Origin of the sequence: Pseudomonas sp. CNPSo 3701, assembly GCF_028674975.1 — a bacterium.
Classification (GTDB): domain Bacteria; phylum Pseudomonadota; class Gammaproteobacteria; order Pseudomonadales; family Pseudomonadaceae; genus Aquipseudomonas; species Aquipseudomonas straminea.
In genome coordinates, this window is sequence record NZ_JAQZSI010000007.1 from 97,230 (window position 1) to 119,385 (window position 22,156).

18 protein-coding genes and 4 pseudogenes are annotated in these 22,156 nt (G+C 63.7%); 18 read left to right on the forward strand and 4 right to left on the reverse strand.

Translation table 11 applies throughout. From position 1 onward, the window contains the following. The first annotated feature begins 39 nt into the window (after positions 1-39). From PVA39_RS19465 to PVA39_RS19520, 12 genes are all read left to right on the forward strand, one after another. On the forward strand, positions 40-804 hold the full coding sequence (locus PVA39_RS19465; RefSeq protein ID WP_182371065.1) for an SDR family NAD(P)-dependent oxidoreductase: 765 nt from the start codon (positions 40-42) through the stop codon (positions 802-804). Between the two features lie 99 nt (positions 805-903). Further along, positions 904-1,878, forward strand: coding sequence for a TRAP transporter substrate-binding protein (locus PVA39_RS19470; protein WP_274125438.1), 975 nt, complete (start codon positions 904-906; stop codon positions 1,876-1,878). A 65-nt stretch (positions 1,879-1,943) separates the two neighbouring features. Further along, positions 1,944-2,441: a TRAP transporter small permease gene (locus tag PVA39_RS19475; protein WP_274125439.1), complete on the forward strand. Its 498-nt coding sequence runs from the start codon at positions 1,944-1,946 to the stop codon at positions 2,439-2,441. Continuing rightward, on the forward strand, positions 2,438-3,697 hold the full coding sequence (locus PVA39_RS19480; protein ID WP_274125440.1) for a TRAP transporter large permease: 1,260 nt from the start codon (positions 2,438-2,440) through the stop codon (positions 3,695-3,697). Before PVA39_RS19475 ends, PVA39_RS19480 begins: the two co-directional genes overlap by 4 nt. Before the next feature lie 48 nt (positions 3,698-3,745). Further along, positions 3,746-4,630, forward strand: a complete 885-nt coding sequence (locus tag PVA39_RS19485; protein ID WP_274125442.1) for an NAD(P)-dependent oxidoreductase — start codon at positions 3,746-3,748, stop codon at positions 4,628-4,630. 41 nt (positions 4,631-4,671) lie between these two features. Further along, the gene (locus tag PVA39_RS19490; RefSeq protein WP_274125443.1) at positions 4,672-5,556 is read left to right on the forward strand and encodes an AEC family transporter; all 885 of its coding nucleotides are present in this window, start codon (positions 4,672-4,674) and stop codon (positions 5,554-5,556) included. A 356-nt stretch (positions 5,557-5,912) separates the two neighbouring features. Then, complete coding sequence (kdpA, locus tag PVA39_RS19495) at positions 5,913-7,604, forward strand: potassium-transporting ATPase subunit KdpA (RefSeq protein ID WP_274125444.1); 1,692 nt, start codon at positions 5,913-5,915, stop codon at positions 7,602-7,604. Between the two features lie 11 nt (positions 7,605-7,615). Then, on the forward strand, positions 7,616-9,667 hold the full coding sequence (gene kdpB, locus PVA39_RS19500) for a potassium-transporting ATPase subunit KdpB (protein ID WP_274125446.1): 2,052 nt from the start codon (positions 7,616-7,618) through the stop codon (positions 9,665-9,667). Positions 9,668-9,689: 22 nt separating this feature from the next. Further along, on the forward strand, positions 9,690-10,283 hold the full coding sequence (gene kdpC, locus PVA39_RS19505; RefSeq protein ID WP_274125448.1) for a potassium-transporting ATPase subunit KdpC: 594 nt from the start codon (positions 9,690-9,692) through the stop codon (positions 10,281-10,283). Between the two features lie 5 nt (positions 10,284-10,288). Further along, positions 10,289-12,961 carry a sensor histidine kinase gene (locus tag PVA39_RS19510; RefSeq protein ID WP_274125450.1) on the forward strand — a complete coding sequence of 891 codons (2,673 nt, stop codon included), beginning with the start codon at positions 10,289-10,291 and terminating at the stop codon, positions 12,959-12,961. Then, positions 12,948-13,661, forward strand: coding sequence for a response regulator (locus tag PVA39_RS19515; RefSeq protein ID WP_274125451.1), 714 nt, complete (start codon positions 12,948-12,950; stop codon positions 13,659-13,661). Before PVA39_RS19510 ends, PVA39_RS19515 begins: the two co-directional genes overlap by 14 nt. Before the next feature lie 106 nt (positions 13,662-13,767). Next, positions 13,768-13,941, forward strand: coding sequence for a hypothetical protein (locus tag PVA39_RS19520; protein WP_274125452.1), 174 nt, complete (start codon positions 13,768-13,770; stop codon positions 13,939-13,941). Positions 13,942-13,980: 39 nt separating this feature from the next. On the opposite strand, the pseudogene PVA39_RS19525 reads toward PVA39_RS19520, so the two are convergent. After that, a pseudogene (locus PVA39_RS19525) lies at positions 13,981-14,280 on the reverse strand (YkvA family protein); the annotation flags it as partial. Positions 14,281-14,535: 255 nt separating this feature from the next. Between PVA39_RS19525 and PVA39_RS19530 the strand changes: the two are divergent. From PVA39_RS19530 to PVA39_RS23545, 3 genes and pseudogenes are all read left to right on the forward strand, one after another. Continuing rightward, the gene (locus PVA39_RS19530; protein WP_274125453.1) at positions 14,536-15,606 is read left to right on the forward strand and encodes an extracellular solute-binding protein; all 1,071 of its coding nucleotides are present in this window, start codon (positions 14,536-14,538) and stop codon (positions 15,604-15,606) included. A 448-nt stretch (positions 15,607-16,054) separates the two neighbouring features. Beyond that, a pseudogene (locus PVA39_RS19535) lies at positions 16,055-16,315 on the forward strand (PAS domain-containing protein); the annotation flags it as partial. Between the two features lie 90 nt (positions 16,316-16,405). Continuing rightward, a pseudogene (locus PVA39_RS23545) lies at positions 16,406-16,559 on the forward strand (methyl-accepting chemotaxis protein); the annotation flags it as partial. A 395-nt stretch (positions 16,560-16,954) separates the two neighbouring features. Here PVA39_RS23545 and PVA39_RS19545 read toward each other — a convergent pair. Together PVA39_RS19545 and yghU are read right to left on the reverse strand one after the other, a co-directional pair. Then, positions 16,955-17,569 (reverse strand): hypothetical protein, encoded by a 615-nt coding sequence (locus PVA39_RS19545; RefSeq protein ID WP_274125454.1) that lies wholly within the window; start codon positions 17,567-17,569, stop codon positions 16,955-16,957. Positions 17,570-17,742: 173 nt separating this feature from the next. Then, positions 17,743-18,582: a glutathione-dependent disulfide-bond oxidoreductase gene (gene yghU / locus PVA39_RS19550; protein ID WP_274125455.1), complete on the reverse strand. Its 840-nt coding sequence runs from the start codon at positions 18,580-18,582 to the stop codon at positions 17,743-17,745. Positions 18,583-20,107: 1,525 nt separating this feature from the next. Here yghU and PVA39_RS23550 point away from each other — a divergent pair. The 3 genes and pseudogenes from PVA39_RS23550 to PVA39_RS19560 form a co-directional block, all read left to right on the forward strand. Beyond that, positions 20,108-20,236: pseudogene (locus tag PVA39_RS23550) on the forward strand (HAMP domain-containing protein); the annotation flags it as partial. Positions 20,237-20,389: 153 nt separating this feature from the next. Beyond that, the gene (locus PVA39_RS23555; RefSeq protein WP_372239537.1) at positions 20,390-21,094 is read left to right on the forward strand and encodes a methyl-accepting chemotaxis protein; all 705 of its coding nucleotides are present in this window, start codon (positions 20,390-20,392) and stop codon (positions 21,092-21,094) included. Positions 21,095-21,249: 155 nt separating this feature from the next. Next, a complete protein-coding gene (locus PVA39_RS19560; protein ID WP_274125541.1) occupies positions 21,250-21,657 on the forward strand; it encodes a DNA methylase in 408 nt (135 codons plus the stop codon). A 9-nt stretch (positions 21,658-21,666) separates the two neighbouring features. Here the strand turns inward: PVA39_RS19560 and PVA39_RS19565 are convergent, their stop codons facing one another. Continuing rightward, a complete protein-coding gene (locus PVA39_RS19565; protein ID WP_274125457.1) occupies positions 21,667-22,155 on the reverse strand; it encodes a hypothetical protein in 489 nt (162 codons plus the stop codon). Position 22,156 lies beyond the last annotated feature (1 nt).

A 22,156-nucleotide genomic window follows, 5' to 3' on the forward strand; every position in this document is an offset into this window, starting at 1 on the left:
CACGCGCCGCTTGCCGGCGCTACTGCAAGGATCTTTTGCATGAATAACGCTCTTCTTCTCGCTGGCAAGGTCGCCATGATCTCGGGCGCGGCCTCGGCGCGCGGTATTGGCCTGGCCACCGCTCGCCTGTTCGCCAGCCACGGCGCCAAGGTGGCGATTCTCGATCTGGATGAAGGGGCTGCCATCGAGGCCGCTGCCGCCATCGGCCCCGAGCACCGTGGCTATGCCTGCAACGTGGCGGACAAGGACGCCTGCCTCAAGGCCACCGAGCGCGCCATCGCTGACTTCGGCCAGATCGATGTGCTGATCAACAACGCCGGCATCACCCAGCCAGTGAAGACCCTGGAGATCGACCCGGCGAGCTGGGATCGCATCCTCGACGTCAACCTGCGCGGCGTGCTCTACCTGTCCCAGGCGGTCATCCCGCACATGCAGGCGCAGGGCGGTGGCGCGATTGCCTGTATGTCCTCGGTATCGGCCCAGCGTGGCGGCGGTATTCTCGGCGGTCCGCATTACTCGGCGGCCAAAGCCGGTGTGCTGGGCCTGGCCAAGGCCATGGCGCGCGAGTTCGGCCCGAGCAACATTCGCGTCAACTGCGTCACCCCTGGCCTGATCCAGACCGATATCAGCGCCGGCAAGCTCAGTGATCAGCAGAAGGCCGAGATCGCCGCCAGCATCCCGCTCAACCGCCTGGGCAACGCCGAGGAAGTGGCCGGTGCCTACCTGTTCCTGGCCTCGAACCTGTCGGCCTACATCACCGGTGCCGTGATCGACGTCAACGGAGGCATGCTCATCCACGGCTGAGTACTACCCGGTGCAGGTGAGGGCTCTGCCGCTCGCACCTGCAACCTGCAGCAAGCAAGACATGCAGACAACATCAATAAAAAAAGCAAGGTGAAGCTCATGAAAAAGACACTGATCGCACTCACCGCGACCTTGGCACTGGCTACTGCCTCCAGCAGTTGGGCGCAACAGGTACTGCGCCTCTCCCACAACGCTGCGCCGGGTAACCCGAAGGCGGTGGCGTCCCTGAAGTTTGCGGAACTGGTCGAGCAAAAGACCGAAGGGCGAGTGAAGGTCGAGGTGGGTGGCAGCGCCCAGTTCGGCGACGACGTCGAATCGCTGACTAATATGCGCCTGGGCACGCTGGCGTTCAGCACCAACTCCCAGGGCAGCACCGCCGGCGTGGTACCGGAATTCAACCTGGTCGGCCTGCCGTTCCTGTTCCGTGATCTCGAACACGCCTACAAGGTGGTCGATGGCCCGGTCGGCGCCAAGCTCGACGAGGCAGCCAACAAGAAGGGGCTGGTGGTGCTGGCGCTGTGGGACAACGGCATTCGCCACACCAGCAACAATAAACGTCCGATCGTGAACCCTGAAGACCTGCAGGGCATCAAGGTGCGTACGCCGCCGGATGCCATGACCCTGGATATCTTCAAGGCGCTTGGCGCTAACCCTGGCCCACTGGCGTTTTCCGAGTTGTACATCGCCTTGCAGCAGGGAGTGTTCGACGGCCAGGAAAACCCGCTGATGAACGTCTATTCCTCGAAACTCTACGAGGTGCAGAAGTACATCTCCTTGACCGGGCATAAATACGAGACCACGCCGCTGCTGGCCAGCAAGATGATCTGGGCCTCGCTGTCCACGGCCGACCAGCAGGCGATCAAGGAGGCCGCTGCAGAGGCCGGCAAGCTTAACCGCGAGATGTCCCTGGCTGCCGATATCGAGTTGCGCACCAAGCTCGCCGAAGCCGGCGTCGAGATCAACGAAATCGACCAGGCCGAGTTCGCCGCCAAGACCAAGCCGGTCTACGACAAGTGGTCGAAGCAGTACCCCGAACTGGTCGAGCTGATCGTCACGGAGGCGGGCAAGCAATGATGGCCGCTCAAAACCCCAGCAAGGAAACGGCGCAGGCCGGAGCTCTGACGCAGGTGGTTAAGTGGGTGGACAGCTCAATCGTGGTCGTCAGCGTGGCGGTCGTGATTGCGGCGCTGGTGGCCATGTTCGTAGCGCTGATGGCCGAGGTAGTCGTGCGCTACCTGACCAATCAGGGCATGGGTTGGCCCACCGAGATGCCCAACATCCTGTTTCCCTGGCTGGTCATGGGCGGCATCGTGCTGGCTGCCCAGCGTGGTCAGCACATTGCCGTCACTGCCATCCAGGGCTGGTTGGGGCGCGGTGGCAACCGACTGTTGCTGATCGGCCATCAATTGCTGATCACCGCAACCTTCTTCTACCTGGCCTGGGTCGGTCTCGACGTGATCGAGATCACCGGCGGCGAGATCTACCCCGTCACCGGCATTTCGGCGAGATGGGCTTATCTGGCCATGATCACCGGGTTCGTCGGCCTTGGCCTCACCGCATTGACCACGCTGGTTCATCTGCTGCAAGCCGGCGATCCGCTCGCCGTCCGTGCTCACAACATCGAGGACGACCTATGACCCTCATGATGCTTCTGGTCTTCGCCGTGTTGCTGGCATTGGCAGTACCGGTCGGGTATGCACTGCTGATCAGCTCGGGTCTCGCGGCTGTCGCCGTCGGCGGCATACCCAGCGTGGCGGCGATCGTAAAGATCTTTCAGCCCACGCAGAGCTTCCCGCTGCTGGCCATCCCGTTTTTCATGCTATCCGGCAGCCTGATGATGGGCGGCACGCTGGGCAAGCGCCTGATCGACTTCGCCACCATGCTGGTTGGCCGCTTCCATGGTGGGCTTGGCCAGGTCACGGTGGTCGGCTCGACCGTGTTCGGCGGGGTATCCGGTTCGGCCGTGGCGGAGGCCTCGGCGCTTGGCTCGATGCTGATTCCCTGGCAGAAGCGCGAGGGCTATCCGGGCGCCTTCGCCGCTGCCGCAACCGCGTCGTCGGCGACCATCGCCGGGCTGATTCCGCCGTCGATTCCGTTGATTCTCTACGCCGCCGTGTCCAACCAGTCGATTGCTGCGCTGTTTCTCGCCGGCCTGGTACCGGGGCTGTTGCTGTGCGTCGGCTTCATGCTGACCTGCTACCTGTCAGGCCGTCTGCGTGGCTTCAAGCGCCTGGCCAGTGAGATCACCTTCAAGGGTGCACTGCGCGTGACGATCGCTGCTGCACCGGCGCTGGCGATGCCGGCCTTCATCGTGGTGTTGCTGCGTGCTGGTATCGCCACGCCGACCGAGGTCAGTGTGCTGGCGGTATTTTATGGCTTGATGGTGAGCATGCTGGTCTATCGCGACCTGACCCTGCGCCGGCTCTACGACGCGCTGGTACACACCGCGATCACCACCGGTGTGGTGATGCTGGTGATCGCCGCCTCGAACCTGGTGGGCTATGTGCTGACCGTCGAGTCGGTGCCGACCGCCGTGGCCGAGTGGACCGCGCAAACCCTGAGTTCGCCGTGGATGGTCATCCTCATGCTCAACCTGATCATGGTGGTGGTGGGTATGTTCCTCGACCTGCCAGCGGCGATCCTGCTGTTGGGGCCGACGTTCGTCGCGATCGGCAACGCCATCGGTCTCGACCTGACCCAGCTCGGCATCATGATGGTGGTCAACCTGAGCATCGGCCTTTTTACCCCGCCGGTGGGCACCACGCTGTTCATCGCCTCGGCGATTTCCCGCGAGAAGGTTGGGGCAGTGGTGCGCGAGCTGTGGCCGTTCTACCTGGTGGCGATCATCGTGCTCGGCCTGGTCTCCTTCGTGCCGGCTTTCACCCTCTATTGATCGATGCGCCCCGGTTCATGCCGGGGGCGCGCTCTGCAAGGAACTCTCATGAAGACGATTGCATTCGCCGGGCTCGGCTCGATGGGCCTGCCCATGGCCAAGAACCTGCTTGCCGCCGGCCACGCTGTGCGCGGTATCGACCTCAACCCCGTGGCGCTCGGCACGCTTGCCGAGGCTGGCGGGCAGCCCGCTGACGCCGCCTCTGCTGCCAGCGGTGCCGATATGCTGATCCTGATGGTGGTCAATGCCGCCCAAGCCGAGCAGGTGCTGTTCGACAACGGCGCACTGGAGGCATTGGCCGAGCATGGCATCGTCTGCCTGATGGCGACCTGTTCACCGGCTGCGGTCGAACGCATCGCCGAGCGGGTGAGGGCAGCGGGACGGCGCTTCGTCGATGCGCCGGTATCGGGCGGCACTGCGGGCGCCATCGCCGGTTCGCTGACCATCATGGCAGCCTGTGAGCGCGCCACCTTCGATGCGGTGCAGCCGGTATTCGAGGGCATTGGCCAGCGCATCTTTCATGTCGGTGAGCGAGCCGGGCAGGGCGCCACGGTCAAGGCCGTCAACCAGTTGCTGTGTGGCGTGCACATCGCGGTGGTCGCCGAAGCCTTTGCGCTCGCCGCCAAGGTCGGTGTCGATCTGCCGGTACTGCTGGAAATCATGGGCGGTTCAGCGGCATCGAGCTGGATGCTCAAGGATCGCGGCCCGCGCATGTTGCAGGCCGAGCCCGAAGTCAGCAGCGCGGTGGACATCTTCGTCAAGGACCTGGGCATCGTCCTCGAAGCCGGGCGCGACGCGCAGGCTGCGTTGCCGATTGCCGCCGTGGCGCACCAGCTGTTTCTGGCCACCTCCGGGCGCGGCGAGGGGCGGGCTGACGACAGCCAGGTGATCCGCAGCTACTACGCCCTCAACGGTACACCGACGCAAGGCTGAGTCGCCCAGCCCCTCTAATCGCCAGCGGCTAAGGTTGTTCCATGTTCGTGCAGATCGTGAGCATCGTTTTCCCCGTGTTCACGGTCATCGCGGTGGGCTACCTGTATGGTCGCAAGCATCGCCCGGACATGATCGCCACCAACCAGGTCAACATGGGCATCTTCGTGCCCGCGCTGATCTTTTCTGCGCTGGCGGTCAAGAGTGTCGACTTGGCCGAGGTGCAGATGATCGCCCTCGGCGGCCTGGTCATCGTGCTCGGCTCCGGCCTGCTCGGCTGGCCCATCGCCCGCCGGTTGGGCTATGCGTCGAAAACCCTGCTGCCGCCGATGATGTTCAAGAACGCCGGCAACATGGGCTTGCCGCTGCTGTTGTTCGCCTTCGGCGAGCAGGTGCTGCCGGCGGCGGTGGTGCTGTTTCTGGTGGAAAACGTCCTGCACTTTGCCGTCGCCACCTGGTGGCTCGGACGCAATGCCAAGGTCTGGCTCCTGTTGCGTGAGCCGGTGGTCATCGCCGGTATCGCTGGCGTGCTGGTGAGCATGTCGGGTATCTCGATGTGGCCGCCTTTTCTCTCTGCGATCAAGATCATCGCCGACGTGTCCACCGGCCTGATGCTGTTCTCCCTCGGCGTGCGCCTGAACACCGCGCCCTTCGCGCAGTGGCGCATCGGCATGGTCGGCGCGGTGGCCACGCCGCTGACGGGCATGCTGATCGCCTACCTGTTCTGTCTGGCCTTCGGCCTGTCGGATCGCGAGACGGACATCCTGCTGATCTTTGGCGCGCTACCGCCTGCGGTGCTCAACTTCATGTTCGCCGAACGCTATGCCCAGGAGCCGGAAAAGGTTGCGTCGATCGTGATAGTGGGCCATCTGGCCGCGCTGTTTTCCATCTCGCTGGCGTTGGCTTTGCACTTGTGGCGTGAACGGTAAAGGTGATGGATTCAGCCCTTAACGTAAGGTGCAGTGATGGGCTGGCAGCGACGATATTCCTGCTTATCTACGACCCCGCAAGAAGCAAGGCCTGTCGCAAACAATGACCATTTTGGCTGTTGACTCAGCCATCTTCATTAACTGTTAGCCGTATTCGCAAAACCCATCATGATCGACGTTGCGCAAGCAACGCAGGCAGCCAGCATTAATTGGCGAAGAACAATCACCCTTATTGCAGCCCCCGACCCACTTTATTTACGTTTAATTTATGCATCTCGGCCTTAGCGCAATAGAGACTTTACAGCCATAGATCCAACAATCCTTCCGTCGCCATTTCGGCATCGCAGGCACGGATCATGACTGAATTTCTGTTCGTTTTTGGCTTGGCCATCGCGTTGGCGTGGCCGCTGGGGCGCTATCTGGCGGCCATCATGCGCGGCGCGCCGATGCGTGGGGATCGCCTGTTCGCGCTGGTGGAGCGCCCGCTGTATCGGCTGCTCGGCGTAAACCCTGCTCAGGGCATGGGCTGGAAGACCTACGCCGGCGCCTTTCTGCTGAGCAACCTGATTCTCGGCCTGCTGGTCTGGCTGATGCTGATGACCCAGCAGTGGCTGCCGCTCAATCCCAACGCGGCGCCCAATATGCGCTGGGATCTGGCGCTGCACACCGCCGTTTCATTTCTCACCAACACCAACCAGCAGCACTATTCCGGGCAGGCGCAGCTTTCCTACCTGGCGCAAATGACTGCCATCGTCGGCCTGCAGGTGACCACGCCGATGATGGGCCTGGCGCTGGTGGTAGCGACGCTGCGTGGCCTGTTTGGTGGGCGCCGGCAGGTGGTCAGGGAGGAGGCTGCCGATGTCGGCAACTTCTGGGCGGATCTGATTCGCCCGACGGTGCGGCTGTTCCTGCCGCTGTGCCTGGTGCTTTCGGCATTGCTGACCTGGCAGGGTGTGCCTGCCACTCTGGATGGCGGGCCGCTGGCTAAACCGCTGGACGGCGCCGCGCAGATGAGCGAGCAGAAGATACCCCTCGGCCCAGTCGCCGCCATGGTCGCGGCCAAGCAGTTGGGCACCAATGGTGGCGGCTGGTATGGCCCCAACAGCTCCGTTCCGCTGGAAAACCCGACCCCACTGAGCAATCTGCTGGAAACCCTGGCACTCATTCTGCTGCCGATGAGCGTGGTGTTCATGGTCGGCAGCCTGATCGGCCGGGCCAAGCTTAGCGCCCTGATCTTCGGCTGCATGCTGAGCATGTCGCTGATGTCCGCCGGTATCGCCTTGTGGTCCGAGGGGCATTCGGCGACCAGCAGCGACAGCGCCTTGATGGAAGGCAAGGAGGTGCGCTTTGGCGTCGACGCTTCAGCGCTCTGGGCAGCGCTGACCACCCAGACCAGCAACGGCTCGGTCAATGCCATGCATGATTCCCTGGCGCCGCTGACCGGCATGGTGGCCATCGCCAACATGCTGGTGAACGCGATCTGGGGCGGCGTGGGCTGTGGCCTGCAGCAGTTTCTCGTGTACCTGCTGCTGAGCGTGTTCCTAGCCGGTTTGATGACCGGCCGCACCCCGGAGCTGTTGGGCCGCAAGATCGAGGCGCCGGAAGTGAAGTGCCTGGCCGTGCTGATCCTGCTGCAACCGCTGGTGGTTCTGGGCTTCACCGCGCTCACGCTGCTGTTGCCGGATCTGGCCGGCAACTCCAACCCCGGCGCCCATGCCATCAGTCAGGTGCTCTACGAATACACCTCGGCCTTCGCCAACAACGGTTCGGGGTTCGAGGGGCTGGGCGATGCCACCTACTGGTGGAACCTGACCTGCGTGGTGGCGCTGATCCTGGGTCGCTACCCGGCGCTGATCTTGCCGCTGGTCATCGCCGCGATGCTGGCGCGCAAGCGGGTAACGCCGGAAGGGCCGGGCACTCTGCAGATCGAGACGCCGACCTTTGCCCTGACGCTGATGGCCATCATCGCCATCCTCACCCTGCTGCAATTCATGCCCGTGCTGGTGCTGGGGCCCGTGGCCGACCACCTGCAGTTCATCACCCGTTGAGGCTGATTTCCATGACTCAGATAACCCAACATTCCGCCGCGGCCAAACGCCCGGCGCTGCTCGACAGCGCCGGCGTGAAGAGCGCTGTACTGGCCGCCTTCGCCAAGCTCGCGCCGAATAACGCCTTCAGGAACCCGGTGATGGCCGTGGTCTGGCTCGGCACGCTGCTCTGCGCCGTGCTGACTCTGCTGGGCAAGAGCACGCCCGCCATCGGCTGGAGCGTCACCTTGCTGCTGCTGGTCACGGTGCTGTTCGCCAACTTCGCCGAGGCGGTGGCCGAGGCCCGCGGGCGCGGCCAGGCCGATTCGCTGCGCAAGGCACGTAAGGACCTGGTCGCCCGCCGCCTGAAAAGCCTGAGCGAGCGGGGCGAGCCGCAGCGCATCGCCGCCAGCGAACTGCGCCCCGGCGATCTGGTGATCGTGGCGCAGGGCGAGATCATTCCCGCCGATGGCGAGATCATCGAGGGGCTGGCGAGCATCAACGAGTCGGCGGTCACCGGTGAGTCCGCGCCGGTGCTGCGCGAGTCTGGCACCGACCGCTCCGGGGTGATCGGCGGCACCAAGGTGCTGTCCGACCAGATCATCGTCGAGGTCACCGCCCAGCCGGGCGACAGCTTCCTGGACCGCATGATCGCTCTGGTCGAAGGTGCCAACCGGCAGAAGACGCCCAACGAAATCGCCCTGGGCCTGCTGCTGACCACCATGACCCTGACCTTTCTGATCGTGGTGATCACGCTGCCCGCCATCGCCGCTTTCGTTGGTATCGAGATCGATCCGCTGCTGCTGATCGCGCTCTTGGTGTGCCTGATCCCGACCACCATCGGCGGCCTGCTGCCGGCCATCGGCATCGCCGGTATGAACCGTGCGCTGTCCGCCAACCTGCTGGCCAAGTCCGGCAAGGCCGTGGAGGTCGCCGGCGACGTCGATGTGCTGCTGCTCGACAAGACCGGCACCATCACCCACGGCGACCGCCAGGCCACGCAGTTCCATGCGCTGCCGGGCATGCAGCTCAGCCGCCTGCAGGAAGCCGCGCTACTGTCATCGCTGGCCGACCCGACCCCGGAAGGCAAATCCATCGTCAAGCTGGCGCGGCAAAACGGCGTCAACGCTGAAGCGCCGCAGGACGCCACCTTCATTCCCTTCAGCGCCCAGAGCCGTCTGTCCGGCCTCGATATGAGCGACGGTCAGGTGATTCGCAAGGGTGCCATCGATGCCATTCGCCGCCATGTGCTGGCGATGTCCGGTTCGGTACCACCGCAACTGCAGGAACTGGTCGATCAGGTCGCGCGCAAGGGCGCCACGCCGCTGGTGGTATCCGATGGCCGCCTGGTGCTGGGCGTGATCGAGCTCAGCGATGTGGTCAAGCACGGCATCCAGGAGAAGTTCGCCAAGCTGCGCGCCATGGGCATCCGCACCGTGATGATCACCGGAGACAACCCGCTGACCGCCGCGGCCATCGCCGCCGAGGCGGGGGGCGACGACTACGTCGCCGAAGCGCGGCCGGAAGACAAGCTGGCGCGCATTCGCCAGGAGCAGGAGCGCGGTCACCTGGTGGCGATGGTCGGCGATGGCACCAACGACGCGCCGGCGCTGGCCCAGGCGGACGTCGGCCTGGCCATGAACTCTGGCACCCAGGCCGCCAAGGAGGCGGGCAACATGGTCGACCTGGATTCCGATCCTGCCAAGCTGCTGGCCGTGGTGGAGGTGGGCAAGCAGCAACTGATCACCCGCGGCGCGCTGACCACCTTCTCGCTGGCCAACGACGTGTCCAAGTACTTCGCCATCCTGCCGGCGCTGTTCGCCGGGGCGATTCCGGCCCTGGCCGGGCTCAACCTGATGCAGCTATCCAGCCCGACCAATGCGGTGCTGTCGGCGCTGATCTTCAACGCGCTGATCATCCCGCTGCTGATTCCGCTGGCCATGCGCGGCGTGCGCGTGCGCGCTGCCAATGCCACGGCGCTGCTGCGTCGCAACATGCTGATCTACGGCATCGGCGGGGTGGTGCTGCCGTTTCCGGCCATCAAGCTGATCGACATGCTGCTGTCGGCAACCATCGGCGTATAGACGACTACATAGGGTGAACGAGATGACCAACCAAACGACTATGCCCCAGGGCAATCTGCTGCGTCCGGCTTGCGTCCTGGCGCTGATCAGCCTGCTGGGCTTCGGTCTGAGCTATTCGCTGGTGGCCACCGGCATCGGCAACGGCCTGTTTCCCGAGCAGGCGAACGGCAACCTCATCGAGCGCGATGGCACCGTGATCGGCTCGCAGTGGGTGGCGCAGCCCTTCACCAGCCCCGGCTATTTCCAGGCGCGACCCTCGGCCGCCAGCTATGATCCGATGGCCGTGTCCGGCAGCAACCAGGCGCGTACCAACCCGGCGCTGCGCCAACGCATCGACGAGCAGCGACCCGCCATTGCTGCCCGGGAAGGGGTCGAGCCGGGCGCCGTACCGGGCGATCTGCTCACCCAGTCCGGCGGCGGCCTCGACCCGCACATCAGCCCCGAAGCGGCGCAGATCCAGGTCGTCCGAGTGGCGCGAGAGCGCGGCATGTCGCCAGGCGAGGTGCAGACCCTGGTTAGCGCCTACACCGAGGGTCGGCAATGGGGGCTGTTCGGTGAGCCCAGGGTCAACGTGCTGTTGCTTAACCTGGCACTCGATGAAGCCCACAGCAGGTAGCGGCCATGCAAGAAAACCGTGAAGCACGCGCCGATGCCCTGGCCGGTGAATTGCGCCGCCAGGGCAGCGGCCACCTGACGCTGTTTCTCGGCGCCGCGCCCGGCGTGGGCAAGACCTACGCCATGCTGTCCCGCGCCCGGGAGCTGCGCCAGCAAGGCGTCGACCTGGTGATCGGCGTGGTGGAAACCCATGGGCGCAGTGAAACGGTCGCGTTGATCGACGGCCACGAGCTGATCCCGCGTCGGCAGGTCGACTACCAGGGGCACCGGCTCGACGAGATGGACCTGGACGCCATCGTGCAGCGCCTCCCGCGCATCGTGCTGGTCGACGAACTGGCCCATCGCAATGCGCCCGGCAGCCGCCACGAACGGCGCTGGCAGGATGTGCTGGAGCTGCTGGACAAGGGCATCGACGTGTACAGCACGGTGAACATCCAGCACCTGGAAAGCCTCAACGACATCGTGCACCGCATCACCGGCATTCGGGTCAGCGAGACGGTGCCCGATGCCGTGCTCGACCGGCTGCGCGACATCCGTCTGGTCGACCTGCCGCCGGGCGAGCTGATCGAGCGCCTGCACCAGGGCAAGATCTACCTGCCGGAGATGGCCGAACAGGCGCTGCAGCGTTTCTTCTCGGCGCCCAACCTGGCGGCGCTGCGCGAACTGGCCATGCAGACGGCGGCCGACCATATCGAAGACCACCTGCGTGAAGCCCAGACTGCCCAGGGCATCAGCGCTCTGGCGCTGCGCCGGCGGGTGCTGATCGCCATCGACGGCAGCGGCAATTCTGAATACCTGGTGCGTGCCGGCCGGCGCCTTGCCGAGCTGCGCGACGCGCCCTGGAGCGTGGTCACCGTGCAGCGCGCCGGGCACCCCGATCCGGCCAGGCAGGCCGAACTGGACCGCGCCTTCGCCCTGGCGCGTAACCTGGGCGCCGATACCCAGGTGCTGCATGGCAACGCTATCGCCGACACGCTGCTCGACCATGCCGCCCATGACGGGGTTTCCACCCTGGTGGTCGGGCGCAGCCGCGAGCGGCCTATCGCCCGCATGTTCAACCGTACTCTGACCCAGCGCCTGCTGCAGCATGGCGCCCATTATGAGCTGGTGATCCTCAGTTCCCCGCATGCGCGCGCCCAGGCGCGGGCCCGCTGGCGGCCAGGCGCGCCGGTACGCTGGTTGTCCTGTCACGATGCGCTGTACGCCAGCCTTTGCGCCTCGGTGGCGACGGGCTTCGCGGGGCTGGCGGAGCAGTGGGTCGGCCTGACGGACCTGTCGATGATCTTTATCGTCGCGGTGGTCGTGGTGGCCGCGCGCACGCGCATGTCGGCGGCGATTCTGGCGGCCATTCTGTGTTTTCTGGCCTACAACTTCTTCTTCATCGAGCCGCGCTACACGCTGATCATCGCCGCGCCCTGGGGCATCACCACGGTGGTGCTGTTCCTGCTCGCCGCGTTGGTGGCCGGGCGGCTCGCCTCGCAACTGCGCATGCAGGTGCTGACCTTGCGCGCTGCCAACAACCAGGCCTCGGTGCTGCAGCACCTGGGCCGCCAGCTCAGCGCTGCCGCCGATCTGGAGCAGGTGCTGCAGGCCGGGCGTAACACCCTGGAACGCGCTTTCGGGGCGAGCGTCACACTGCAGGTCGGCGCCCGCCAGAGTCACTCACCCGGCGTACAGCTCGCTCAGTTGGACAAGGCCGCCGCCGACTGGGCCTTGAGCCACGGGCAATCGGCCGGCCGGCATACGCAAACCCTGGCCGGCGCCGCCTGGTGGTTCATGCCGCTGTTGGGTAACGATCAGGCAATCGGCGTCATCGGTTTGCAGGAGAGCACCGAGCAACGGCAGCTGAGCACCGAAAACCGCCGCCTCGCTGAAGCGATCTGCACGGACATCGCCCAGGCCGCGCTGCGCACCACGCTGGTCGCCGAGCTTGAAGCGGCGCGGGTCAACAATGAAACCGAGCGCCTGCGCTCGGCGCTGCTGTCGTCGGTGTCCCACGATCTGCGCTCGCCGCTGGCCGCGATGATGGGTTCGGCCGGCAGCCTGATCAGCTATTCGGCGGCGATGAATGAGGAGGATCGCCTCAGCCTGTTGCAGACCATCCAGCAGGAGGGCGAGCGCCTCGACCGCTACATCCAGAACCTGCTGGACATGACGCGCCTGGGCCACGAGGGTCTGACCCTGCACCGCAGCTGGATCGGCGTCGACGAGCTGGTCGGCTCGGCGACCGGTCGGCTGCGCCGCTATCGCCCGCAGGTCCTGGTCGACCTGCAGCTGGATGCGGACCTGCCCGCGTTGTGGGTGCATCCCGCACTGATCGAACAGAGCCTGTTCAACGTATTGGAAAACGCCGCCAAGTTCTCGCCCGCCGGCCAAAGCATCCGGGTGTTCGCCCGGCAGGTCGAGGGCTACCTGCAACTGGACGTGCAGGACCGCGGCCCGGGCATCGCCGAGGAGGAGCGCGGGCGCATCTTCGATATGTTCTACAGCATCGAGCGCGGCGACTGCGGCAAGCAGGGAACCGGCCTGGGGCTGACCATCGCCCAGGGCATGATCGGCGCCCATGGCGGCAGCGTCAGCGCGTTTGCCGGTGAAGGCGGGCAGGGCACGCTGATCCGCCTGAGCATCCCGCTGCTCGCACCGGACGAATCACCGGAGGCACCCGATGAGCGTGAATGAAGCGGCTTCCAGCTGCGCGCGCATCCTGATCATCGACGATGAGCCGCAGATCAGGCGCCTGCTCGAAATCAGCCTGCGTGCCCAGGGCTACGAGGTGCAGCAGGCCGAGGATGGCACTCGCGGCCTGCTCAGCCTGGCTCAGAAGGGCGCCGACCTGGTGCTGCTGGATATCGGCCTGCCGGACCTGGATGGCCACCGGGTGCTCAAACAGCTGCGCGAGTGGAGCAGGGTACCGGTGATCATGCTCACTGTGCGTGGCGCCGAAACGGAAAAGGTCGCGGCCCTCGACGCAGGCGCCAACGATTACGTGACCAAGCCCTTCGGCACCCAGGAGCTGATGGCGCGCATCCGCGTGTTGCTGCGCCAGCACGGCAGCGAGCGCAATGAACCTTTTATCTACGACGACGGCGACCTGCATATCGATCTCGCCCGCCGTGAGGTGCTGCTGCGTGGCGAGCGCCTGCAACTGGCGCGCAAGGAGTACGCGCTGCTGGCGTTGCTGGTGAAGAACAGCGGGCGCGTGGTGACCCAGCCGCAGATCCTGCGGGAAATCTGGGGCAAGACCCATGACGACGATCTGCACTACGTGCGCGTGCTTGTGGGCAAACTGCGTCAGCGTCTCGGCGACAACGCCGCCTCACCGCGCTGGCTGGCCACCGAGCCTGGAGTTGGCTTGCGGTTCGTGGCGGCCGATGGGTGAAGGCTTGTAGCTCGGCTGCCGTCCGTCGAGCCGGCTGCACTTCATCTATCCCGCGTCTCACCAACATGTAAGCGCAGGCGTTCTGCGCAGACACGGGAGATCCGCCATGACAGTCGAACAGAAAAACGGCCCGGCCGAACCGTACCAGGGCCCGTCCGCAGACAGCCCGACCCAGGGGCACGGCGCGAAGAAGGAGCAGGAGGCGGTCAACTCGGAGGCCGAGCGGGCTGTCGATGCTGATCAGCGCGAAAGCGGGCAGGGCGACAAAAACGTCGATTGATTAGCTTCCTGACTTAAAGCCCAGCCACGCTGCCGGGCTTTAGTTCTGCCGCCAATAATGACTGGCGGCTTGCCAACACCAAACAGCGACAACCAACCAGATCACCACGATCAGGGCGCCGGCAACCAGGCTCTTTGGCCGTGGTGTTCGATTGCGCTCGCGCTCGGCCGCCTGCTGGCGGCATTCTTGGAGCACGCTCGCCGGCATCAGGCGCATGACCAGCCAGATACCTAGCGGCAGCAGAATCACATCGTCCAGATAACCCAGAACGGGAATGAAGTCGGGGATCAGGTCGATGGGGCTCAGGGCATAGGCCACCACGACGATGGCCAGCATCTTGTTGGTCTCATTTTCGTTTCGGTGGTCGGGGTGCTGGTGACCTCTCAGCAGAGCCCGGCGGGCGTGCATTGTACAAACTTGGTCGTTCAGGTTTCGCCTGCCGCTGCTACGCCAAAGCCGTCATAGTGCTCTGGTGACCCTGTTGGCTTGAGCCGGCAATGCGTCACGGCGGCACAAGAGTTCGGCATGCAGAAACAAGACGGGGCGGGTTCGGTGGGTTATTGCTAGGGCCTGACCACTTCAGGATTCTGGACAGTGAAAACCTTTCTAGTTGCCGTGCTCGTTTGTTGCGCCGTAAACGCTCACGCGCAGACGCTGAAAATCTACAACTGGGCGGGCTATATCGACCCGGCGGTGGTGGAGGGTTTCCAGCGCGAGACGGGTGTCACGGTCGACTACCAGACCTATACCTTGGCCCAGGAGTTGTCCGCTGCGCTGGATGCCGGCGCCGATTTCGACCTGGTGGTGCCCTCGCACTTTCAACTGCAGCGGCTGATCGAGCAGAACCAGCTGCAGGCGCTGGAACCGAGCAAGTTGAGCCGGTACGGCAATCTGGATCCCAAGCTGATGGCGTCCCTGGCCGGCCTTTCGGGGGCCGGCCGTTATGTGGTGCCGTACCAGTGGTCGACGGTCGGGCTGGTCATTGATGCGGCCCGCGTCGAGCAACAGCAAGGCAAGCCAGCACCGGCCAGCTGGCAGCTGTTGTTCGATGGCCAGTACGTCGCTCAGCTGAAGGGCTGCGGGATCGGCTGGGTCGATGCGCCGCAAGAGATGTTTTCGTTATGGATGAATTTCCAGGGCAAGCGCCTGCTCGACGCATCACCAAGGCGGCTGGCCGAGGTGGGCGCGCAGATGCTGCAGCAGTCCGCCGCCGTGCGCACGCTCGACAACAACACCTACACCGAGCAGTTGGCCTCGGGGCAGCTGTGTGTGTCGGTGGCCTGGAGCGGTCACGCTCTGCAGGCGGCGGCTCGCCGTTCGACCTTGAAGTTTCTGGTGCCGCAAGAGGGCGGGCTGTTGACCGTCGACAGTTGGGCCATTCCCAAAAGCGCCAAGCAACCGGAGCTGGCCTACCGCTTCATCGACTACATGCTCGATGCACGTAACGCCCGCCTGAACAGCGAGGCGACGCATTTCTATGCCCCATTGCGCAGCGATCTGCCGGAAATGGCCGAGCTGGCCAAGCAGTCCGCCGAGCTGGTGCCGCCGCCTGGCGAGCGCCGTCGCCTGTACTTTCTCGAACCACTCAGCGCGCAGCAGACGCAGGTGATCAACCAGCAGTGGCAAGCGATCAGGCAGCAATATCAACAGCAGCAACGCCCATAAAGCGAACGGGGTAGTCGTCATGTTTTTCCGTGGCCGTGAACGTAAATTCGCTGAGGAGCTGAGTCGGCAACTGGCCGACCTGTGTGCCGGGCAGCCAACATCCTCCGTGCAAAGCACCCTGCAGGATTACCCACCGCTTGGCGTTGCGCTCGAGCAGGTGGCGAAGGTGCTACGCAGTGGCCGCGACGAGGTCGCCGTGCTGCAGCAGCAAATCCAGGCGCTGACGGCGCAGCGGGATCAGGCGTTGTTGCGTGAGCAGCAGGCGCTCGATGAGCTGTATCAGCAGCAGTTCGATGTGCAGAGCGCGCAGCAGCAGCTCGAACAGCAGGCGCAGGCCTTGAGTGCGTGCCAGCTCGAGGCGCGCGTCTGGGAGGTTGCCCAATCGACGCTGACCGAGGGGTATTGGGACTTCTCGATAGCCAACGGCAGGCTCGATGACCCGGCCAGCATGCTGCGCCTGTCCAGCCAATTTCGGGTGCTGGTCGGCTACAGCTACGCCGAACTGCCGGATGGCATGGAGAGCCAATCGAGTCTTGTTCATCCCGACTACCTGAACGCGATGGCGAGCATCTTCGAGCGGGAGATCGTCGACCCGGCGGGCAGCGGCGAGTACGTGATCGAGTACCTGATGCGCCACAAGGTGCGTGGCTATATCTGGTTTCGCGAACGTGGTCGGGCGGTGCGCGACGAGCAGGGGCGGCTGTATCGGGCGATCGGTGCGGTGCGCGACATCTCCGATGAGCGCAGCGCCCGCGCCGCCCATGAGCAGATGCTCAAGCACAACGAAGAGACGTATGGGCAGATCGCCCAGGTTGTCAGCGTCATCAAGGGCATCGCCGAGCAGACCAACCTGCTGGCCTTGAATGCGGCCATCGAAGCCGCCCGCGCCGGCGAAGTAGGTCGCGGCTTCTCGGTGGTCGCCGATGAGGTGAAGAAGCTGGCGCAGAGCACACGCCAGGCGACCCACGAAATCCAGGCGATGCTCGGCGGCGCCAAGGCGCGGGCGCAAAGCGTCGAACTGCAGGGCAAGGGCTAGGATCAGTATCGGCGCGGTAGGCACCGGGCGCGTCTTGTTCAGGTGGTTGCGCGGTTGGATTGTTTTGGGGTTGTTGCGGATTGGTGAGATTCTGCTTCGGCTATTAGTTGGCATCAGGCGAAACGCCACTGATCCTGCCGGATAAAACAAAAGCCCGATGCCAAACAGCATCGTGCTTCGCCTTTCAGGGCGGCACAATAGCCAGCTCTGTCCGCGCTTCCACCCCTATCTGCAGCCTGATGACGCTACGGCACCTGCCCCGCTTACTCATTTTTGTTTAGGGGGTTGGGTGTTCGACTGCTGGCAACCAGGTCAGCGGTGGTTCGGCAGGCTCACCGATTCGATGAGTGTGCCCGCTGGACTCTTGATGATTCGCAATATGGCAATGCCGCCCCTGTCAGGCATCGAGTTGTACTGCTCTCGGCTTATGCAGAGGTGCAGCCCAAACGCCTGATGATTTTCGGTCTTGATCTGGTAATCGCAGGTGCGATACCTGCCATATTCCGTTTCCCTGGCCTTGATCGCCTCGCTGATGACCATCTCCGTGCCGAATAGCGACGTGTAGATTCTAGGGATCACGATGTACACGTGGAGAAGGGCATACAAGTAAAACACCAGGGGAAGCAGCCAGAGTACCCATTTTTCCTTCCTGCTTTCTGGTCGCTTGGCGAGCACCCAAGAGCCGCTTTTGAACTTGCTGTAGAAAATCGCGAAAACAACGCCTGTAAGCACTGCCGTTACTATCACCGAGGGCCAATACAACTCTGGATTTGGCGCGAAATCGTGGTAGACGATGAAGTACAGGGTTCCTGTTATCGCGGGGAGCGCTGCCAGTAATACGGCAAATTTCTGATGGCGGCTGACGGGTTTTGTCATCGGGGCGAGGAGCCTGCGCAGTACGAAGCGCGCGGTAATTGGGGCACGCATTATTCCATGGCAGATTGCCTAGTGGGATAGCCACAGCCCTCGATAAGCGGCAGCGCCATCATGCGCCGCACGAACATCCTGGTGCCAGATAAAGCCAAGCCCCGATGCTGAGAGACATCGGGGCTTGATGGTGTAGTCACCGGAGCGGTTGGCGGTAGCCGGTTTTCAGCGCCTCACGCCAGATCAGCAGCCTGGTGCCGCTCGGGCACCTGCTCGGCTTCGTCGCCCCAGGTGCGATTGACCCGGCGGCCGCGTTTGACCGCTTCACGTTCGGCGATCTCGTTAGCCCAGCGTAGAACGTGGGTGTATTCGTGGGCGGAGAGGAATTCGGCGGCGCCGTACACATTGTTGCGCACCACTTCGCCATACCAGGGCCACACGGCGATATCGGCGATGGTGTAGCTGTCGCCGGCCAGATAACGATTGTCGGCGAGGCGCTGGTTGAGCACGTCCAGTTGGCGCTTGGCTTCCATGGTGAAGCGGTTGATGGCGTATTCGAACTTCTCCGGCGCGTACACGTAGAAGTGCCCGAAGCCGCCGCCCAGATAGGGCGCCGAGCCCATCTGCCAGAACAGCCAGTTGAGGGTTTCGGTGCGGCCAGCCGGGTCCTTGGGCAGGAACTCGCCGAACTTTTCCGCCAGGTACAAGAGGATCGAGCCGGACTCGAACACGCGGATCGGTGTATCGCCGCTGCGGTCGAGCAGGGCCGGAATCTTCGAGTTCGGGTTGACGCCCACGAAGCCGCTGGAGAACTGGTCGCCTTCGCCAATGCGGATCAGCCAGGCGTCGTACTCGGCGCCGCTGTGCCCCAGGGCCAGCAGCTCTTCGAGCAGGATGGTCACCTTCACACCGTTGGGCGTTGCCAGGGAGTAGAGCTGCAGGGGGTGCTTGCCGACCGGCAGTTCCTTGGCGTGGGTCGCGCCGGCAGTGGGGCGATTGGTCTTGGAGAACTGGCCGCCGGAAGCTTCCAGGTGCTGCCATACCTTTGGCGGGACATAGGTTGATTGGGTCATCGAATCCTCGCTAGCGCGTGATGGGGCAATGCATATGAACGCGAGGCTAGCCCGATTACGCCCCTTATTCGAGTACCCGCGGCGCATGGTGGGTATCGACCAGGTTGATACGTTGATGTCCAGCGCGGGACTCTTTCGTTTCGCTCGTTAGAAGCGTGAAAAGCCAGGAGTTGGACAGAAAGTTGTACAGGAATCGTCAAGTTATACCTAAAGCCGCCGACACTCGTGGGAGTGCAGCGTTTTCTGGCTAGTGCCTCGGCTGTCCAGACGCTTTCCTGTCGCTACGGCTGGCGAAATATTTTGTTGCAACGATTTCCAGAGGCAATAGTCACAGCAATACACAAATAGTGGCGTATTGCCATTTCTGGTGTGGCGACCTTTCTGCGAAGGCGCATCGAGACAGTACGAGCACAAGGCTGGTTGAAACACGAGCCGCTGTGAGCGCCATAAAACACCAAGCCGATCCTATGAGATCAGTGAGAAAACCATGATGATCCTTGCCCCTGCCATGCACCTGACCAGTCGGCTTCGCTTTCCCGTCAAGTTCGCGATTCTCGCCATAATCGTGCTAATTCCGCTTGCCCTGCTTGGGCTGCGCGTTGTCAATCAGATCAACGCCAGCATCGACAATATCCGCCATGAGCAGGTCGGCCAGCGCTACCTACTGGATGTCACGCCCATATTGCGCCTTTCGATGCTGCAGCGCGCGCTGACCAATCGTCTGCTTAGTGGCGATGCCACCGCCCAAGGCGATTTCGCCACAAACCAGTCGAAATTGCAGGAGGCGTTCACCAAGCTGGAGGCTACTGATCGTGAGTTGGGAACGGCCCTGGAAACTGGCGACCGCGTTGCTCGTTTGCGCGCAGACAGCCAGCAGCTGATTGACCAGGCCAAGGGGACTGCTGAGCAGACGGCCATGTTCGACGCATGGAACGAGCAGCTCGGTAAGGTGTTGAATTTCGTTTATCTGATCAGTGCCACCTCCGGCATGGTGCTGGACGAGGACTACGACTCGCTGTTCATGATCGACCAAAGCACCCTGCGCCTGCCGCGGCAGATCAACGTCGTCGGCCAGTTGCGCGGTCTGGCCAGCGGGCTGCGTGAAGGCCAGCCGCTGAGCGTCGGCACGCGCTCGTCCATGCGGGTCTTGCTCAAGCAGGAGTTGCAGATTCGCCAGGAGCTGCTGCAGAGCCTGACGCTGTTGCGCCGCAACGCGCCTGCGCTGACCGACCGCCTGCAAGCGCCGATCAACAGCGCATTGCAGTCACTGGACAGCTTTCGCGCGGATCTCGACCGGGTACTGGCTGAGACCGACAGCACAATCAGCGGTGTGCAGAGCCTGGCGGCCAAGGGTAATGCTGTGGTGGCCGATCTGTACAAGGCCCAGGACGTGCTGCAGCAAGAGTTGGCCGACGTCCTGGCTAATCGCACCGATGAACGGGTATCCGATCGGACGCTGATCCTGGTGATGTTCGTGTGCATGGGCTTGCTGTTGGCCTATGTGTTCGCCGGTATCTATGGCTCGATGCGCAACGCTATCGACCAGGTGCTCGCTGCTACCCGGCTAATCGCCCAGGGCGACCTCACCGCTCAGGTGCAGGTGCGCGGCAAGGATGAAATGGCCGACGTGAGTAATGGCTTCAACCACATGGTGCAAGCCTTCCGCACCTCTCTGACCCAGGTTGAGCACAGCTCCCACGCGGTGTCCGAGGCGTCGGTGCGCCTGGGGGCGTCCATCGAGCGGGCCAAACAGTCGATGAATGGCCAGCAGGGCGAGACCGAGCAGGTGGCTACCGCCATCAACGAGATGACTGCCAGCGTCGCCGATGTGGCGCAGAACACCGAAGGCGCTGCACGGGCGGCCGGGCAGGCCAGTCAGGCCTCAGCCAATGGTCTGGCGGTGATGCAGAACACGCGCATGACCATCGAAGCGCTGGCTGGCGAGGTGGAACTAAGCGCGCAGAATGTATCGGCCCTGGCAGTGCACAGCCAGGAGATCGGCGGGGTCATCGAGGTGATCCGCAATATTGCCGACCAGACCAACCTGCTGGCGCTCAACGCCGCTATCGAAGCGGCGCGCGCTGGTGAGCAGGGCCGCGGCTTCGCCGTGGTGGCCGATGAGGTGCGCACCCTGGCATCACGTACCCAGGGCTCGACCGAGGAAATCCGCCGCATCATCCAGGAGCTGCAGAGCGCCATGTCGGCTGCCGTGGAGCAGATGAAGACCGGCCAGGACAAGGCTCAGGCCTGCGTGCAGTCGGCGGATCAGGCGGCCAAGAGCTTGGGGGTGATCAACGACGAGGTCGAGCAGATCGTCGGCATGAATACCCAGATCGCCAGCGCGGCGGTGCAGCAACACGCCGTCTCCGAGGACATCAACCGCAACGTCATCGAGATTCGTAACGGCAGTGTGGTGCTGATCGACGGCATCGAGGAGAACGCTCAGACTGCCGACGAACTGTCGCGTCTGGCCGGTGAGCTGCGCACGGTGGTGTCGCGCTTCAAGATCTGACCGGCTTCGGCCATCGCGGCGCGCTCGGCAGATCAGGTGAGCGCTGCCCGCTGGCCGTGGTCTGCTCTGCACAAGGCGTAGCGAGCGCGCGCCGTTGAGGGAGAGCAGCGACGGTGACTGAAAGACGCATCAGCGCACAGCAATTGGGCTTGGCGATGGGCCTTGCTGTGGCCGACGAGAAAGCACTGTTCAAATGGTTGCTGGCGAGTTTTTTGTTCGGCAAACCTATCCAGCAATCGGTGGCCGAACGGGCCTATCGGGTTCTCGTGGAGCAGCACGGTCTGGATTCGCCTGCCAGGCTCGCCCGCTGCAGCCAGCAGGAGCTGGTGCGGCTGCTCGGTCAGGCGCGTTACGTGCGCTACGACATCTCCACTGCCGACCGCTTGCTCAGACTCAGCCGTAAGCTACTGGCCGAGTATGACGGCAGCGTTATCGCCATCTGCCGGCAAAGTTCTAACCAGCATGATTTCGCAATGCGCCTGCTGGCCTTCGAAGGCATAGGCCCAAAGACGGTGGAGATCTTTATGCGCGAGGCCGAAGTCGGGCTTTACGGACAGAGCTGATCGAGACAGTCAGGCGCGGGTGCTGCGCACATTCTTTTTCTGCAGTATTTCCGAGGCCTCGTTGTAGGCTGCCTGGAAGGTCTCGCTGCCGATCCATTGGACCGCCGCGTCTTCGCTCTCGTTGTGGAACAGGCCGCGATACACGATCAAAAGGCCCATCATGAAGTCGGTCGCCGCTTCCGGATCTTCCTCGGCGACCACCAGCTCCAGCACCGGGTACTGCAAAAACACCAGGCACAGGGCGAGCAGGCTGATGGCCTCGGCCTTGTGCATGGCCTGGAACAGGTCGTCGAAGTGTGCCGGGTCGAAGCCGTTTTCCTCGATGTCCTTGAAGTCGAAGGTGCTGAGGTCGATCTCCACGTCATCGAAGGGCTCGTCGATCAGCGGGTTGGCCAGCACCGGATGGATGACCGGCGCCTTGGGCTTGCCCATACGGTTCTGCTTGGCCTTGGTCTTGGCCCGCTGGGCGCGTTTCTTCTGCTTGTCGGGGGAGGCCATG